The 15,649-nt window shown below is 62.2% G+C and carries 15 protein-coding genes; 3 read left to right on the forward strand and 12 right to left on the reverse strand.

Annotated elements, in window-relative coordinates; all coding sequences use genetic code 11:
• Window positions 1-61: 61 nt before the first annotated feature.
• The 5 genes from F3J44_RS03030 to F3J44_RS03050 all read right to left on the reverse strand — a co-directional run bounded on the left by F3J44_RS03030 (window position 62) and on the right by F3J44_RS03050 (window position 5,158).
• Window positions 62-778 (reverse strand): ABC transporter ATP-binding protein, encoded by a 717-nt coding sequence (locus tag F3J44_RS03030; RefSeq protein WP_167066941.1) that lies wholly within the window; start codon window positions 776-778, stop codon window positions 62-64.
• Window positions 775-1,650 carry an ATP-binding cassette domain-containing protein gene (locus F3J44_RS03035; protein ID WP_167066944.1) on the reverse strand — a complete coding sequence of 292 codons (876 nt, stop codon included), beginning with the start codon at window positions 1,648-1,650 and terminating at the stop codon, window positions 775-777. Before F3J44_RS03035 ends, F3J44_RS03030 begins: the two co-directional genes overlap by 4 nt.
• Window positions 1,647-2,948 (reverse strand): high-affinity branched-chain amino acid ABC transporter permease LivM, encoded by a 1,302-nt coding sequence (gene livM, locus F3J44_RS03040; RefSeq protein ID WP_167066947.1) that lies wholly within the window; start codon window positions 2,946-2,948, stop codon window positions 1,647-1,649. Before livM ends, F3J44_RS03035 begins: the two co-directional genes overlap by 4 nt.
• Window positions 2,949-2,950: 2 nt before the next feature.
• Window positions 2,951-3,865, reverse strand: a complete 915-nt coding sequence (locus F3J44_RS03045) for a branched-chain amino acid ABC transporter permease LivH (protein ID WP_167066950.1) — start codon at window positions 3,863-3,865, stop codon at window positions 2,951-2,953.
• Window positions 3,866-4,021: 156 nt separating this feature from the next.
• On the reverse strand, window positions 4,022-5,158 hold the full coding sequence (locus tag F3J44_RS03050; RefSeq protein ID WP_167066953.1) for a branched-chain amino acid ABC transporter substrate-binding protein: 1,137 nt from the start codon (window positions 5,156-5,158) through the stop codon (window positions 4,022-4,024).
• Between the two features lie 515 nt (window positions 5,159-5,673).
• Between F3J44_RS03050 and pncB the strand changes: the two genes are divergently transcribed.
• Both pncB and nadE read left to right on the forward strand, forming a co-directional pair.
• Window positions 5,674-6,879, forward strand: a complete 1,206-nt coding sequence (pncB, locus tag F3J44_RS03055) for a nicotinate phosphoribosyltransferase (RefSeq protein WP_167066956.1) — start codon at window positions 5,674-5,676, stop codon at window positions 6,877-6,879.
• 3 nt (window positions 6,880-6,882) lie between these two features.
• Window positions 6,883-7,710, forward strand: coding sequence for an ammonia-dependent NAD(+) synthetase (gene nadE / locus F3J44_RS03060; RefSeq protein WP_167066959.1), 828 nt, complete (start codon window positions 6,883-6,885; stop codon window positions 7,708-7,710).
• 79 nt (window positions 7,711-7,789) lie between these two features.
• Here nadE and azu read toward each other — a convergent pair whose 3' ends face one another.
• Window positions 7,790-8,242, reverse strand: a complete 453-nt coding sequence (gene azu, locus F3J44_RS03065; RefSeq protein ID WP_205299650.1) for an azurin — start codon at window positions 8,240-8,242, stop codon at window positions 7,790-7,792.
• 345 nt (window positions 8,243-8,587) lie between these two features.
• Here azu and F3J44_RS03070 point away from each other — a divergent pair, with 345 nt between their 5' ends.
• A complete protein-coding gene (locus F3J44_RS03070) occupies window positions 8,588-9,175 on the forward strand; it encodes a TIGR00730 family Rossman fold protein (RefSeq protein ID WP_167066962.1) in 588 nt (195 codons plus the stop codon).
• Window positions 9,176-9,287: 112 nt separating this feature from the next.
• Here the strand turns inward: F3J44_RS03070 and F3J44_RS03075 are convergent, their stop codons facing one another.
• The 6 genes from F3J44_RS03075 to rpsF all read right to left on the reverse strand — a co-directional run bounded on the left by F3J44_RS03075 (window position 9,288) and on the right by rpsF (window position 15,375).
• Window positions 9,288-11,591, reverse strand: coding sequence for a YgiQ family radical SAM protein (locus F3J44_RS03075; RefSeq protein WP_167270601.1), 2,304 nt, complete (start codon window positions 11,589-11,591; stop codon window positions 9,288-9,290).
• A gap of 225 nt (window positions 11,592-11,816) precedes the next feature.
• The gene (dnaB, locus tag F3J44_RS03080; RefSeq protein WP_167066969.1) at window positions 11,817-13,214 is read right to left on the reverse strand and encodes a replicative DNA helicase; all 1,398 of its coding nucleotides are present in this window, start codon (window positions 13,212-13,214) and stop codon (window positions 11,817-11,819) included.
• Between the two features lie 112 nt (window positions 13,215-13,326).
• Window positions 13,327-13,773: a 50S ribosomal protein L9 gene (rplI, locus tag F3J44_RS03085; protein WP_012316464.1), complete on the reverse strand. Its 447-nt coding sequence runs from the start codon at window positions 13,771-13,773 to the stop codon at window positions 13,327-13,329.
• A 20-nt stretch (window positions 13,774-13,793) separates the two neighbouring features.
• On the reverse strand, window positions 13,794-14,657 hold the full coding sequence (locus F3J44_RS03090; protein ID WP_167066972.1) for a hypothetical protein: 864 nt from the start codon (window positions 14,655-14,657) through the stop codon (window positions 13,794-13,796).
• Window positions 14,658-14,690: 33 nt separating this feature from the next.
• A complete protein-coding gene (gene rpsR / locus F3J44_RS03095; RefSeq protein WP_003249563.1) occupies window positions 14,691-14,921 on the reverse strand; it encodes a 30S ribosomal protein S18 in 231 nt (76 codons plus the stop codon).
• A 28-nt stretch (window positions 14,922-14,949) separates the two neighbouring features.
• Entirely contained in the window at window positions 14,950-15,375 is a 426-nt protein-coding gene (gene rpsF / locus F3J44_RS03100) for a 30S ribosomal protein S6 (protein ID WP_013974420.1), read from the reverse strand.
• Window positions 15,376-15,649 lie beyond the last annotated feature (274 nt).

Consider the following 15,649-nt stretch of genomic DNA (forward strand, 5'->3'; position numbering starts at 1 on the left):
AAGATATGCGACAAGTTGTCCACATTGGACCGGGGGCCGCTTTGCGGCCCCCGAAGGCGGCTCAGTGCCCTCCAAGGTAGGCGCTGCGCACCTCTTCATTGACCAGCAGTTCCTGCCCCGTGCCGCTCATGCGAATCTGCCCGTTGACCATCACATAGGCCCGGTCCGACAGCTTCAAGGCATGGTTGGCGTTCTGCTCCACCAGGAAGATGGTCATCCCGGTCTTGGCCAGTTCCCGCAGGGTGGCGAAGATCTGCTTCACCACGATCGGCGCCAGCCCCAGCGACGGTTCGTCGAGCAGCAGCAACTTCGGCCGGCTCATCAGCGCCCGGGCGATGGCCAGCATCTGTTGCTCGCCACCGGACATGGTCATGGCCCGCTGGTTGCGCCGCTCCTTGAGCCGAGGAAACAGCTCGAACATGCGCTGCATGTCCTCGCCGGCATACTTGTCGCCGATGGGGATGGTGCCCATCATCAGGTTCTCCTCCACCGTCATGTCCGGGAACACCCGGCGCCCCTCCGGCGACTGGGCGATACCGTTGGAGGCGATGTAGTGGGACGACTTGCGGGTGATGTCGGTGCCGCGGTACACGATATGCCCCGACGCCGCGCGCGGCTGGCCGAAGATCGACATCAGCAGGGTCGACTTGCCGGCCCCGTTGGCGCCGATCAGGCTCACCGTCTCGCCCTCGTTGATGTGCATCGAAACCTTTTTCAGCGCCTGGATCGGCCCGTAGAACACGTCCAGGTCCTTCAGTTCCAGAATGGGTGCACTCATACCAGCTCCTCTTCGTCGGCACCCAGGTAGGCGGCGATCACCGTCGGGTTGTGGCGGATGTCCTGCGGTGCGCCCTCGGCGATGACGTTGCCGTGGTCGAGCACCACGATATGGTCGGAAATGCTCATGACCATGCCCATGTCGTGTTCGATCAGCACCACGGTGATGTCGTGCTCGTCGCGCAGCACACGAATCATGCGGCTCAGGGCTTCGGTTTCCTGCGGGTTGAGGCCGGCGGCAGGCTCGTCCAGGCAGATGATCTTCGGCCGCGTGCACATGGCCCGGGCAATTTCCAGGCGCCGCTGCTGGCCATAGGAAAGCTCGCCGGCCAGGCGGTTGGCGCAGTCCACCAGGTCGACCACCTCCAGCCAATAGAAGGCGTGGTCCAGGGCATCGCTTTCAGCCTTGCGGAAGGCCTTGGTATTGAGCACCCCGGCCAGCAGGTTGCGGTTGACCCACATGTGCTGGGCCACCAGCAGGTTTTCCACCACCGACATTTCCTTGAACAGGCGAATGTTCTGGAAGGTACGCGCCAAACCTGCGCGGTTGACCAGGTGCGTGCCGCCGAACATCTTGTAGTACAGGCGGCTGGCAAAGCGCGCCGGCGACACGAAATCGGCCGCCTGGAAGCGCTCGCCCAGCAGCTGGATGACGTTGGTGTGGCTGCCCCGCACGTTCAGCTCGATGCGCCCGCCGCTGGCCTTGTAGAAGCCGGTGAGGCAGTTGAACACCGTGGTTTTGCCGGCGCCGTTGGGGCCGATCAGGGCGAAGATCTGGTTGCGCTTGACCTTCAGGCTGACGTCGCTGAGCGCCTTGATGCCGCCGAACTGCATCATCAGGTTGTCGACCGAGAGAATGATTTCATCGCTCATGGCGCCACTCCTTTACGCGGGGTTACACCGGTGCGGCTGATGCGGATCAGGCCACGCGGGCGCCAGATCATCATCAGCACCATCAGCACGCCGAACAGCAGCACGCGGTATTCCGAGAAGCTGCGCAGCAGCTCCGGGGCCACGGTCAGCACGAAGGCCGCGATCACCACGCCCACCGTCGAGCCCATGCCGCCCAGCACGACGATGGCGAGGATCAGCGCCGACTCGAAGAAGGTGAACGACGACGGGTTGACGAAGCCTTGGTAGGTGGCGAAGAACACCCCGGCAAGGCCTGCGGTGGAGGCGCCCAGGGTGAACGCCGAGAGTTTGACCAGCACATGGTTCAGGCCCATCGAGCGGCAGGCGATCTCGTCTTCGCGCAGCGCTTCCCAGGCGCGGCCAACTGGCATGCGGGTGAGCCGGTGCTTGATGTACAGCACCGCCAGCACGACCAGGAACAACACCGCGTAGATGAACACGAACTTGAGGTTGGCGTTGTAGTCGATGCCCAGGAACTCGTGGATCGGCACCCCGCCATCCTTGGCCCGGCGGCCGAACTCCAGGCCGAAGAACGTCGGCGACGGCGCCGGCATGCCGTTCGGCCCGCCGGTGAACGACAGCCAGTTGTTCAGCACCAGGCGAATGATTTCACCAAAGCCCAGGGTCACGATCGCCAGGTAGTCACCGTGCATGCGCAACACCGGAAAGCCCAGTATGCACCCCGCCAGCGCTGCGGCGATGGCCGCCAGCGGCAGCACGGTCCAGAAACCCAGCCCCAGGTACTGGTAGCCCAGCGCCAGGCCGTAGGCGCCGATGGCATAGAACGCCACGTAGCCCAGGTCGAGCAGCCCGGCCAGGCCCACCACGATGTTCAGGCCCAGGCCCAGCAGCACGTAGATCAGGCCAAGGATGACCACGGTCAGCAGGTACTTGTTGGCGAACACCGGGAAGATGATGGCGATCACCACCAGCGCCGGGATGATGTAACGCAACCGCGACTTGTAGTCTGGCGAATTGACGTGCACGCCCGACCCACCGCTGTCGAAGCCTTCGAGCATGCGCCGGCCGGCAGGGGTTTGCACGTAGAGGCTGAGCAGGAAGCGCCCGAGCATCACCCCGCCAACCAGCCACGCCACCCGGCGCGGCTCGGCATTGAAGGTGTAGCCGTCGAGCACCACGCCGACGATGGGGCCGAAGACGATCAGCGCCAGCAGGCCGGCGACGAGGGTTTCGAGCACACTGCGTTTGAGGTCGAAACCCTTGGTTTCGGAGGCAGAAGCAATTTTGGCAATCGACATGTTCACACCTTAGCCACGAGCGGGCGACCCAGCAGGCCTTGGGGGCGGAAGATAAGGATCAGCACCAGCAGCGAGAAGCTGAACACGTCCTTGTAGTCGGAGTTGATCAGGCCAGAGAACAGCGACTCGGAAATCCCCAGGATGATCCCGCCAAGCATGGCCCCAGGCAGCGAACCGATGCCGCCGAGCACCGCGGCGGTGAAGGCCTTGATGCCGATGATGAAGCCTGCATAGAAGTCGAAGGTGCCGTAGTTCAGCGTAATCAATACCCCGGCCAACGCTGCCATCACCGCGCCGATGACGAATACGTAGGAAATCACTCGGTCGGTGTTGATGCCCAGAATCGACGCCATCTTGCGGTCTTGCTGGGTGGCCCGGCACATGCGGCCGAGCTTGGTGTACTTGATCACGTAGGTGAGCAAGGCCATGCCGACGAAAGCCGCCACCAGGATGAACACCTTGGTATAGGTGAGCTGTACGAACCCGCTGCCTACGTTCACCCGCCAGGCCCCTTCAAGCAGGGTCGGTACGCCTTGCTGGCGCGCACCCTGGCTGATCTGCGCGTAGTTCTGCAGGATCAACGAGATGCCGATGGCACTGATCAAAGGTGCCAGGCGGGTGGAGTTGCGCAAGGGTTTGTAGGCGATGCGCTCGATGGTGAAGCCATAGACGCCGGTGACGACCACGGTGAACAACAGCGTACCGAGCATCAGCAGCGGAAAGGATTCGATACCGAAGTAGGCCAGCAATGCCAGGCTGATCGCCGCGAGGTACGCAGAGATCATGTACACCTCGCCGTGCGCGAAGTTGATCATGCCGATGATGCCATAGACCATTGTGTAGCCGATGGCGATCAGGCCATAGACCGACCCGAGGGTCAGGCCATTGACCAGTTGCTGCAGGAAAATACCATCCATAACGCAATCTCACCTGATGGAGATTGCACGAGCGCCGACCACGGCGGGCCTCGGATAAAGCGGCCCTCGCAGCGCAGAACTGTGCAGATCTACGAATAAAGACAGGTACCGCGGGGCGTAGGCCCGGGCGCATGGGCCCCGGGCCGGCGGCCGTTGTTATTTTTGTTTTTCCAGCTGGTGGTACTTGCCTTGGGCATCCCACTGGTAGACCACGTAGTCGGAGACTTTCAGGTCACCTTTTTCGTTCCACTCCTTCTTGCCCATGACGGTTTCGACCGGGTGCGACTTGAGCCACTTGGCGGCGTCTTCGCCCTTGTTCGACTTGGCGCCATTGAAGCCTGCGGCCAGCGCCTGGATCGAAGCGTAGGCATAGAGGGTGTAGCCTTCAGGCTCGGTACCGGCCTTGCGGAACTCCTCGACCACTGCCTTGCTTTCCGGCAGAAGGCGCGGGTCGGCGCCGAAGGTCATGTACACGCCGTCAACGAACTGGGCGCCACCGGCGGTGGCCACCAGTTCATCGGTGACGACACCGTCGTCGGACATGAACTTGACGTCCTTGAGGCCCTGCTCGCGCAGTTGGCGGACCAGCGGGCCGGCCTCGGGGTGCAGGCCACCGAAGTAGACGACATCGGCACCAGCGGCACGGATCTTGGTGACCAAGGCGCTGAAATCTTTCTCGCCTCGCGTCAGGCCCTCTTCCAAGACCGGCTTCACTCCCCGCTTGGTCAACTGCGCCGCGGTGGCATCAGCCAGGCCCTTGCCATAGGTATCTTTGTCGTTGATCACCGCGACCTTTTTGCCTTTGAGCACGTCGACGATGTAGTCGCCGGCAACGATGCCCTGCTGGTCGTCCCGGCCGCACATGCGGAACATGGCGGTCAACCCACGCTCAGTCACCTGCGGGTTGGTGGAGCCTGGGGTGATCGCGATAACCCCGGCATCGCCGTACACCTCGGACGCCGGGATGGTGTTGGAAGAGCAGAAGTGGCCGACCACGCCGATCACTTTGTCCTGGTCGACCAGGCGGTTGGCCACGGCCACGGCCTGCTTCGGCTCGCAGGCGTCATCGCCTTTGACCAGCACAATCTTCTCGCCGTTGATGCCACCGGCGGCGTTGATTTTGTCGGCCGCTGCCTGCGCACCTTTCATGTACTGCTCGCCAAACGCTGCGTTGGCCCCGGTCATCGGGCCCGCGACGCCGATCTTGACGTCGGCCTGAACATACGAAGAAACACCCACGGCCGTGGCGATGGCCAGGGCCAGGAAACCTTTCTTGTAAAACGTCTGCGACATGAGGTGGTGCTCCTAGAGTTTTTTTTGGTTGGCACTACAACTTCTCAGCCCTGTGCTCTGAGCAAGGGCCGTGCCATGGGTTTTGTCTTCCGGGAAATCACACACTGCCGATGACCGCGAGGCGACCGACGGCCTTCTCTTTACTGAGCGTGCAACCGTCTGCCACGCGGCAGGCGCCACCACTCGTACAGACAAGGAGCAACCATCGAGTGCCATCATTGCAACCCTGGCAAGTGTTAACGTGCAACCGCCCTGTAACAGTCGACGTCACCGAAGTGCACACCGCTGGTGCGCTACTGCTACAGGCGGCACCGTTTAAAGGCTAGCTGCTGCACGGCAAAAGCACCTGTTTTGGCTGCTGTGACCTCTTCGCGGGGCAAGCCCGCTCCTACAAGGCGGCGCCCGGTGCAATCGTTGTAGGAGCGGGCTTGCCCCGCGAAGAGGCCCGAACAGGCACAACAAACTCCAAAAGACTGGCACAATGTCCGCCATTCGCCGCTTCTGGAGCCCTTTTGATGAGCGAGAGCGCATTCGCCGAGCGCATCGTGCACAACCTGCTCGACACCGATTTCTACAAGCTCACCATGATGCAGGCCGTGCTGCACAACTACCCGGACGCCGACGTGGAATGGGAGTTTCGCTGCCGCAACGGCGAGGACCTGCGGCCCTACCTCGGCGAAATCCGCCACCAGCTGGAACTGCTCAGCGACCTCACCCTCGATGATGGCCAGCTGGCCTTTCTCGAACGCATCAGTTTCCTCAAGCCCGACTTCCTGCGCTTTCTGCGCCTGTTCCGCTTCAACCTGCGCTACGTGCGTATCGGCATCGAAAACGACCAGCTGTTCCTGCGCCTGAAGGGCCCGTGGCTGCATGTGATTCTGTTCGAGGTGCCGCTGCTGGCGATCATCAGCGAAGTGCGCAACCGCCACCTGCACCCGCGCATGCGCCTGAGTGAGGCCCGCGACCAACTGCAGCGCAAGTTCGACTGGCTGCGCGCCCACGCCAGCGACGATGAGCTGGCCGACCTGCAAGTGGCCGACTTCGGCACCCGCCGGCGCTTTTCCAGCCGCGTGCAGGAAGAGGTGGTGACAGTGCTGCGCGACGGTTTCCCGGGCCGTTTCGTCGGCACCAGCAACGTCGACCTGGCATGGAAACTGGATATCAAGCCGCTGGGCACCATGGCCCACGAATGGATCATGGCCCACCAGCAGCTCGGCCCGCGGCTGATCGACAGCCAGATCGCCGCCCTGGACTGCTGGGTTCGCGAGTACCGTGGCCTGCTCGGCATCGCCCTGACCGACTGCATCACCATGGATGCCTTCCTTGGCGATTTCGACCTGTACTTCGCCAAGCTGTTCGACGGCCTGCGCCATGACTCGGGCGAGCCGGTGGCCTGGGCGGAAAAGGCCATCGCCCATTACCAGAAACTGGGTATCGACCCGATGACCAAGACCCTGGTGTTCTCCGATGGCCTGAACCTGACCCGTTCACTGGAGATTTTCCGTGCCCTGCGCGGGCGCATCAATGTCAGCTTCGGCATCGGCACCAACCTCACCTGCGACATTCCTGGTGTGGCGCCGATGAACATCGTGCTTAAAATGACCGACTGCAACGGCTCGCCGGTGGCGAAGATTTCCGATGAAGCCGCCAAGACCCAGTGCCGCGACGAAAACTTCGTGGCCTACATGCGTCATGTATTCAAAGTCCCCAGCAAGGAGTAACCCATGCAAGCGGTTCAGCAAGAGATTGCCCAGGCGCTGAAGGTACAGCCGCCGTTCGCCGACGCGGCCGCGCTAGAGGCCGAAGTTGCCCGGCGCGTGGCGTTCATCAAGGACTGCCTGGCCAACGCCCGGCTCAAGACCCTGGTGCTGGGCATCAGCGGCGGCGTCGACTCGCTGACCGCCGCCCTGCTCGCCCAGCGCGCCATCAACGAGCTGCGCGGCGAAACCGGGGACAAGGCCTACACCTTCATTGCCGTGCGCCTGCCCTACCAGGTGCAGCATGACGAACACGACGCCCAGGCCTGCCTGGAGGTGATCAAGGCCGATGAGGTGCACACCGTCGACATCGCACCGGCCGTGCGGGCCTTGGCCGCCGAGGTGGTGGAGCTGAAGAATGGCTCGCCAACCCTGGTGGACTTCGTGGTCGGCAACGTCAAGGCGCGCACGCGCATGGTCGCCCAGTACACCATCGCCGGTGCCCGCGCGGGCCTGGTGATCGGTACTGACCACGCGGCCGAAGCGGTGATGGGTTTCTTTACCAAGTTCGGTGATGGCGCCTGCGACCTGGCGCCGCTGAGCGGGCTGGTGAAGAACCAGGTGCGGGCGATCGCGCGCAGCTTTGGCGCCCCCGAGGCCCTGGTTGAAAAGGTGCCGACTGCAGACCTGGAAGACCTGGAGCCCGGCAAGCCGGACGAAGCGTCACACGGCGTGACCTACCAGCAGATCGATGCCTTCCTGCATGGGTTGCCGGTGGACCAGGCAGCCTTCGACATCATCGTCGCCACCTACCGCAAGACCCAGCACAAGCGCGAACTGCCGTTCGCGCCTTGAAAAGCTTCGCGGGGCAAGCCCGCTCCTTGTAGGAGCGGGCTTGCCCCGCGAATGGAGGGCAAAGCCCTCCCGTACCGCATTACTTGACTACAACCTTGCCCTTCATCATCGAGATGTGGCCCGGGAAGGTGCAGAAGAAGCTGTAGTCACCACCGGCTTCCAGCTTGGAAGTGTCGAACTTCACTTCGGTTTCTTTCTCCGGCGCGCCGATCATCTTGGTGTGGGCGATGATATTGGCGTTGTCGGCCTTGATGTAGTCCTTGTCCAGGCCTTGGCTCATGCCTTCGGTGGCGATGCCTTGCATGTCGGCAGTCTTGGAGATGACCAGGTTATGCCCCATGACGTTCTTCGGCAGGCTGCCGGAGTGGGTCAGCTTGACGGTGAATTCCTTGCAGCTCTTGTCTACGGTGAATTCCTTGCTGGTGTAGGACATCTGGTCGGTCGAGTCGACGGTGACCGAGCACTCGGCGGCGAAGACGGAGGCGCTGGCGAGGGTCAGCAGGGATACCGCTACAGCTTTCGCAAACATCATGAATCTCCTTGGCAGGGTTTTATCAATTGCGAGACTGCCTGAAACCGTTCAGCCCCTTGCTGATATGGGTCAAGGGGGTGTCAATCGGCCAGCCAGTAGAATTGTTCAATGGATTGTATACAACCAATCTAAGAGCACATCATGCCCTTTTAATAGACGATGGGACAACCTCTCATTTAGGAGCAACGTCAATGTCCCTCGCAAATTTCATGAACAGCCTGCTTGCCGCCTACGCCCACGGGGCCACCGGCGCCAGTTGCGAATTCTCCCGGCCGGAGTGAGCCTCGCCTTGGAAGCGGCGGCCATGCGCCGTACCCTGTCACCCTGAGTGACTGGAGATGAGCAATGCCTGTACGTTCCGTTTGTGTGTTCTGTGGCGCCAGCATCGGTGCCAACCCGGCCTACCGTGAAGCGGCGGTCGCCCTTGGCCAGGCCATTGCCCGCCGTGGCCTGACCCTGGTCTACGGCGGTGGCGCGGTGGGCCTGATGGGCACCGTTGCCGACGCCGCCAAGGCCGCTGGCGGCGAGGTGATCGGGGTGATTCCGCAAAGCCTGATGAACGCTGAAATCGGCCACAAGGGCCTGAGCCGCCTGGAAGTGGTTGACGGCATGCACGCACGCAAGGCGCGCATGGCCGAGCTGAGCGACGCCTTCATCGCCCTGCCGGGTGGCCTGGGCACGCTGGAGGAGCTGTTCGAGGTATGGACCTGGGGGCAACTGGGCTATCACGCCAAGCCGCTGGGGCTGCTCGATGTGAACGGTTTCTATGAAAAGCTTGGCGGGTTCCTCGACCATATCGTCGAAGAAGGTTTCGTAAGGCCGCAGCATCGGGCGATGTTGCTGCTGGCCCAGCAGGCGGATGAGCTGCTGGATGGGATGGAGCGGTTCGAATCGCCGGTGTTGCCGAAGTGGGTCGACCGGAAGCCTGATTGATTTCGAACCGCTGTGCGGTTCGATCGCGACCTGCGGTCGCTCCTACAGGGAATGCACCCATCTGGTAGGAGCGACCGCAGGTCGCGATGGGCCGCAAGGCGGCCCCGAGGAATCAGCGCGGAATCACCGGCTGGCGCGGCTTCTTGCCCTTGCCGCCGCCACCCTTGGCCGCTTCCTTGCGCTCCTTGGCCGCCTGCTGGTTGCGGGCAAAGGCTTCGGCCTTGGCTTTCTCGCGTTTGTCCCACGGCTTGCTGCCATCGCTGGCACGCGGCGGCAGGCCGGTGTGCTGGGTGAGGATCTTCTGCTCCTTGGCCACCTTGTGGCTACCGGCAGGCGTCGAGTTCTTGCGCCGTGCGCTCTGGTACGAGTCGGTCTGCGGCTGGTGCAGCGGAATCAACTGGTGCTTGCCTGGCCCGATGAGGTCAGCGCGGCCCATGCGCTCCAGCGCTTCACGCAGCATCGGCCAACCCTTCGGATCGTGGTAGCGCAGGAACGCCTTGTGCAGGCGGCGCTGCTCCTCGCTCTTGACGATCTCCACCCCTTCGCTCTTGTAAGTCACCTTGCGCAGCGGGTTCTTGCCCGAGTGGTACATGGCCGTGGCCGAGGCCATGGGCGATGGGTAGAACGCCTGCACCTGGTCGGCGCGGAAACCGTTGCCCTTGAGCCACAGCGCCAGGTTCATCATGTCTTCGTCGGTGGTGCCTGGGTGGGCAGCGATGAAGTACGGAATCAGGTACTGCTCCTTGCCCGCTTCCTTCGAGAACTTCTCGAACATGCGCTTGAAGCGGTCGTAGGTGCCGATGCCCGGCTTCATCATCTTGTCCAGCGGGCCACGCTCGGTGTGCTCCGGGGCAATCTTCAGGTAGCCGCCCACGTGGTGGGTCACCAGTTCCTTGACGTACTCCGGCGACTCCACGGCCAGGTCGTAGCGCAGGCCCGAGGCAATCAGGATCTTCTTCACCCCCGGCAGGGCACGGGCCTTGCGGTACAGCTCGATCAGCGAGCTGTGGTCGGTGTTGAGGTTCTCACAGATGCCCGGGAACACGCACGACGGCTTGCGGCAGTGCTTCTCGATGTCGTGGCTCTTGCAGGCGATGCGGTACATGTTGGCGGTCGGGCCGCCAAGGTCGGAAACCACGCCGGTGAAGCCCGGCACCTTGTCACGCATCTCCTCGATCTCGTGCAGGATCGACTCGTGGGAGCGGTTCTGGATGATGCGGCCTTCGTGCTCGGTGATCGAGCAGAAGGTGCAACCACCGAAGCAGCCACGCATGATGTTGACCGAGAAGCGGATCATCTCGTAAGCCGGGATGCGCTCCTTGCCATAGGCCGGGTGCGGAATACGCGCGTAGGGCATGCCGAACACGTAGTCCATTTCCTCGGTGGTCATCGGAATGGGTGGCGGGTTGAACCACACATCCACTTCGCCGTGCTTCTGCACCAGGGCGCGGGCGTTGCCCGGGTTGGTTTCCAGGTGCAGCACGCGGTTGGCGTGGGCATAGAGCACGGGGTCGTTACGCACTTTCTCGAACGACGGCAGGCGGATCACCGACTTCTCCCGGGTCACGCTCGGGCTGTCGAGAATCTGCACCACCTTGGCTTCGTTCGGGTCTTCCTGGTCGCCCTTGGCCTGCTCGATGGCGCAGGCCTGGGTGTCCTGGGTGTTCACGTACGGGTTGATGATCTTGTCGACACGGCCCGGGCGGTCGATACGGGTGGAGTCGATTTCGTACCAGCCCTGTGGCGTGTCACGGCGCACGAAGGCGGTGCCGCGCACGTCGGTGATCTTTTCGATGCTCTCGCCCTGGGACAGGCGCTGGGCCACTTCGACGATGGCCCGCTCGGCGTTGCCGTACAGCAGGATGTCGGCGCTGGCGTCGATCAGGATCGAGTGGCGAACCTTGTCCTGCCAGTAGTCATAGTGCGCGATGCGGCGCAGCGAGGCCTCGATGCCACCGAGCACGATGGGTACGTGCTTGTAGGCTTCCTTGCAACGCTGGCTGTACACCAGGCTGGCGCGGTCCGGGCGCTTGCCCGCCAGGCCACCGGGGGTGTAGGCATCGTCGGAGCGGATTTTCTTGTCCGCGGTGTAGCGGTTGATCATCGAGTCCATGTTGCCGGCCGCGACGCCGAAGAACAGGTTCGGCTCGCCGAGCTTCATGAAGTCGTCTTTGGACTGCCAGTTCGGCTGGGCGATGATGCCCACGCGGAAGCCCTGGGCCTCCAGCAGGCGGCCGATGATGGCCATGCCGAACGAGGCGTGGTCGACGTAGGCATCCCCGGTCACGATGATGATGTCGCAGGAATCCCAGCCGAGCTGATCCATCTCCTCCCTGCTCATCGGCAGGAAAGGCGCTGGCCCGAAGCATTCGGCCCAGTACTTGGGATAGTCGTAGAGTGGTTTGGCTGCTTGCATGTCAGTGACCGGTTTTTGGTGTGCAGGGAAATCGCGGGCGCGGAATATAGCACAAATTTTGACCAAATCCGACGATGGCTGTCGGATTCATGAGGCGCAACTGCCTGGCTCAGGTCGGGAAGTTGCCACATCACCCTGTAGGAGCGGGCTTGCCCGCGAATGCGGCAGTGAGCCCACCATCGCATTCGCGGGCAAGCCCGCTTCCACAGGGTGATCGAGTAGCCTTTATTCGTCGTCGTCGAAGTTGTACATGCCCGGGGCAAGGTTTTCGAAGCGGGTGTACTTGCCGATGAACGCCAGGCGCACGAAGCCGATGGGGCCGTTACGCTGTTTACCGATGATGATTTCCGCCACGCCCTTGTGCTCGGTTTCGGGGTGGTACACCTCGTCGCGGTACACGAACATGATGACGTCGGCGTCCTGCTCGATTGCACCGGATTCACGCAAGTCGGAGTTCACCGGGCGTTTGTTCGGGCGCTGTTCCAGGGAACGGTTCAGCTGCGACAGGGCGATGACCGGGCAGTTGAATTCCTTGGCCAGGGCCTTGAGGGAACGGGAAATCTCGGAAATCTCGTTGGTCCGGTTGTCACCGGCCGAGCCTGGGATCTGCATCAGCTGCAGGTAGTCGACCATGATCATGGCGATGTCGCCGTGCTCACGGGCCAGGCGGCGGGTGCGGGCGCGCATTTCCGAGGGGCTGATACCGGCGGTATCGTCGATGAACAGCTTGCGGTCGTTGAGCAAGTTCACCGCCGAGGTCAGGCGCGGCCAGTCATCGTCGTCCAGCTGGCCGGAACGCACCTTGGTCTGGTCGATACGGCCCAGGGACGAAAGCATACGCATGATCAGCGATTCGCCTGGCATTTCGAGGGAGAACACCAGCACCGTCTTGTCGGTGCGCAACACGGCGTTTTCCACCAGGTTCATGGCGAAAGTGGTCTTACCCATCGATGGACGGCCGGCGACGATGATCAGGTCGGCAGCCTGCAGGCCACTGGTCTTCTCGTCCAGGTCGGTATACCCCGTCGAGATACCGGTGATGTCGCTGTCGGAGTTGAACAGCGTATCGATACGGTCGATGGCCATGGTCAACAGGTCGTTGACGCCCACCGGCCCACCGGTTTTTGGCCGCGCCTCGGCGATCTGGAAGATCTGCCGCTCGGCGTCGTCCAGAATCTCGGCGGCGTCGCGGCCTTGCGGGTTGAAGGCGTTGTCGGCGATGTCGGTGCTGATGCTGATCAGCTGGCGCAACGTGGCGCGCTCACGAATGATCGCCGCGTAGGCCTTGATGTTGGCCACCGACGGGGTGTTCTTGGCCAGCTCCGCCAGGTACGCCAGGCCGCCGACCTGGGTCGACAGGCCTTCCTTGTCCAGTTGCTCGTGCAGGGTCACGACGTCGAACGGCTGGTTGGCGTCGGCCAGCTTGTGCACGGCACGGAAGATCAAGCGGTGGTCATGCCGGTAGAAGTCACCATCGGACACCTGGTCCAGCACCCGCTCCCAGGCGTTGTTGTCCAGCATCAGGCCACCGAGCACGGCCTGTTCGGCCTCGATGGAATGCGGCGGCACCTTCAGCGCAGCGGTTTGCAGGTCGAGCTGTTCGGAGTTGGTGATCTCGTTCATGGCCACGAAAGAATTCTGGAGGATGAAAAAGACAAAGGGCACGGCCTGAGTGAACAGGACCGTGCCCGATGTTAACCGGCTGGCCCGCAGGGGGCTAGCCAGTCAGCGCAGCTTAGGCAGCTACGACGACCACACGTACGGTGGCTTCAACGTCGCTGTGCAGGTGCACGGCTACGTCGTATTCGCCAACCTGACGGATGGTGCCGTTCGGCAGACGCACTTCAGCTTTGGCCACTTCAACGCCGGAGGCGGTCAGGGCGTCAGCGATGTCGTGGGTGCCGATCGAACCGAACAGCTTGCCTTCGTCGCCAGCGGTGGCAGTGATGGTCACTTCCAGCTCGGCCAGTTGGGCAGCGCGGCTTTCAGCCGACGATTTACGGTCAGCTGCTGCTTTTTCCAGCTCGGCGCGACGCTCTTCGAACGCAGCCAGGTTGGCGGCGTTGGCAACGGTGGCCTTGCCGAATGGCAGCAGGAAGTTACGGCCGTAACCAGCCTTAACTTTTACTTTGTCGCCCAGGTTGCCCAGGTTAGCGACTTTTTCCAGCAGGATCAGTTCCATTTGGTAAAACCTCTTAACTTTTAACCTTCACCGTTCGCGGAGTCTTTCCCCGGAGGGGACTTGCGACCGCGAAAATCAATCAGGCTGTCGACAATGGCCAGGACCATCAGCAACGGGTAGATCAGCTGCATGATCAGCGGCAACGTCACGTACATGCCCACCAGCCAGAAACCAGCCAGTCGCCCCTGTGCCACAAGGCCGTGCATCAACGCGATGCCTGCCAGCACCAGAACCAGGCTCGACGCCGATGCCAGGATGATGAACTGCGACCCGATGAACGGGGCCACCACCATCACTGCCACCAAGACCGCCATGGTCTGTTTCGGCAACCTCAGTTCGCGAAACTCGCGACCGAAGCCTCCAGGGTTGTACAACGCTGCCTGCCAATAACGCGCCAGCACCAGGGCCAGCACGCTGAACAACTGCACCGTCGCGGCTGTGGAAGCGACCAGCACAGGGCGGATCAGCTCACCGGAGAGCACCGGCTGCCCTTCGATTTTCGGCATGGCATCGGCAAACGCCTTGGCCAGCACATCGAAGGTCTGCGCCAGGGCCATGTCGAGCACGAGGCTGAAAACCACGGCAAACACGGCACTGGCCACCAGCACACGGCTCCAGGGATGCTCGGCGCGCAACAGCGCAGCCAGGCCCAGGGCACCGGCAATCACCAGAAAGGTGATCGGGTCGCCCATCAACCACACGGCCAGCCCGGCCAGCAGGCCGCCGGCGATGACCGTTGAAGCATCCTTGAACCCGCGCCGCAGCAGCACAAGGCTGCCGGCAGCGGCACTCAACCAGAACAGCAGCGGCAATACCGCACTGATGACCACCACGAGGGTGGCCTGCACACGACCGCGCATGATGAAACTTGCTAACGCTCGCATGCTAATCCCTTACTGCTTGTCGACGACCCGGTCTCAGCGGCCGTGGCTGTCGGTGTAGGGCAGCAGGGCCAGGAAGCGGGCGCGCTTGATAGCGGTAGCCAGCTGACGCTGATAACGAGCTTTGGTACCGGTGATACGGCTTGGAACGATCTTGCCGGTTTCGGATACGTAAGCTTTCAGGGTGTTGAGATCTTTGAAGTCGATCTCTTTCACGTCTTCAGCAGTGAAGCGGCAGAATTTACGACGACGGAAGAAACGTGCCATTTAATAGGCTCCTCTAAAGGTCCGTGGATTACTCGTCAGCGTTATCGCTGGAGTCGCTGTCATTGCTGTCGTCGCCGTCGGCGGATTCAGCATGCTCAGGACGCTCACGACGCTCACGGCGCTCGCTGCGGTTTTCTTCAGCCTTCAGCATCTCGGACTGACCGGTAACGGCTTCGTCGCGACGGATGACCAGGTTACGGATAACGGCATCGTTGTAGCGGAAGTTGTCTTCCAGCTCGGCCAGGGCCTTGCCGGTGCACTCAACGTTCAGCATCACGTAGTGAGCCTTGTGAACATTGTTGATTGCGTAGGCCAGTTGACGACGGCCCCAGTCTTCCAGGCGGTGGATTTTGCCGCCGTCTTCTTCGATCAGCTTGGTGTAACGCTCAACCATGCCGCCGACTTGCTCGCTCTGGTCCGGGTGAACCAGGAAGATGATTTCGTAATGACGCATGAATGCTCCTTACGGGTTAGTAGTCTGCCAGCGAATCTGGTCAGACAAGGAGTGAATGACACTGTATGTCTTGCACGGAGGGGAGGCACATGCGCGCCTGCCAGCTCGGCAAGGGGCGCAATTGTAGAGAAGGCGGGGCGTACAAGCAAGGTCGCTGGTGATTATTTGAACAGCCTGAAACATATTCACAGGCTGGCGGCCCTTTCGCGGGGCAAGCCCGCTCCTACAGGTATCGCAACCCTTGTAGGAGCGGGCTTGCCCCGCGAAAGGGCCG

This window comes from Pantoea sp. Tr-811, assembly GCF_011752535.1.
Classification (GTDB): domain Bacteria; phylum Pseudomonadota; class Gammaproteobacteria; order Pseudomonadales; family Pseudomonadaceae; genus Aquipseudomonas.

Coding starts and splice junctions, on each gene's coding strand:
- livM (WP_167066947.1), bottom strand. CDS start 2,948: ATGTCGATTGCCAAAATTGCTTCTGCCTCCGAAACCAAGGGTTTCGAC.
- azu (WP_205299650.1), bottom strand. CDS start 8,242: ATGATGTTTGCGAAAGCTGTAGCGGTATCCCTGCTGACCCTCGCCAGC.
- pncB (WP_167066956.1), top strand. CDS start 5,674: ATGAGCGAGAGCGCATTCGCCGAGCGCATCGTGCACAACCTGCTCGAC.
- rplI (WP_012316464.1), bottom strand. CDS start 13,773: ATGGAACTGATCCTGCTGGAAAAAGTCGCTAACCTGGGCAACCTGGGC.
- F3J44_RS03090 (WP_167066972.1), bottom strand. CDS start 14,657: ATGCGAGCGTTAGCAAGTTTCATCATGCGCGGTCGTGTGCAGGCCACC.
- F3J44_RS03030 (WP_167066941.1), bottom strand. CDS start 778: ATGAGTGCACCCATTCTGGAACTGAAGGACCTGGACGTGTTCTACGGG.
- rpsF (WP_013974420.1), bottom strand. CDS start 15,375: ATGCGTCATTACGAAATCATCTTCCTGGTTCACCCGGACCAGAGCGAG.
- nadE (WP_167066959.1), top strand. CDS start 6,883: ATGCAAGCGGTTCAGCAAGAGATTGCCCAGGCGCTGAAGGTACAGCCG.
- F3J44_RS03050 (WP_167066953.1), bottom strand. CDS start 5,158: ATGTCGCAGACGTTTTACAAGAAAGGTTTCCTGGCCCTGGCCATCGCC.
- F3J44_RS03045 (WP_167066950.1), bottom strand. CDS start 3,865: ATGGATGGTATTTTCCTGCAGCAACTGGTCAATGGCCTGACCCTCGGG.
- dnaB (WP_167066969.1), bottom strand. CDS start 13,214: ATGAACGAGATCACCAACTCCGAACAGCTCGACCTGCAAACCGCTGCG.
- F3J44_RS03070 (WP_167066962.1), top strand. CDS start 8,588: ATGCCTGTACGTTCCGTTTGTGTGTTCTGTGGCGCCAGCATCGGTGCC.
- F3J44_RS03035 (WP_167066944.1), bottom strand. CDS start 1,650: ATGAGCGATGAAATCATTCTCTCGGTCGACAACCTGATGATGCAGTTC.
- rpsR (WP_003249563.1), bottom strand. CDS start 14,921: ATGGCACGTTTCTTCCGTCGTCGTAAATTCTGCCGCTTCACTGCTGAA.
- F3J44_RS03075 (WP_167270601.1), bottom strand. CDS start 11,591: ATGCAAGCAGCCAAACCACTCTACGACTATCCCAAGTACTGGGCCGAA.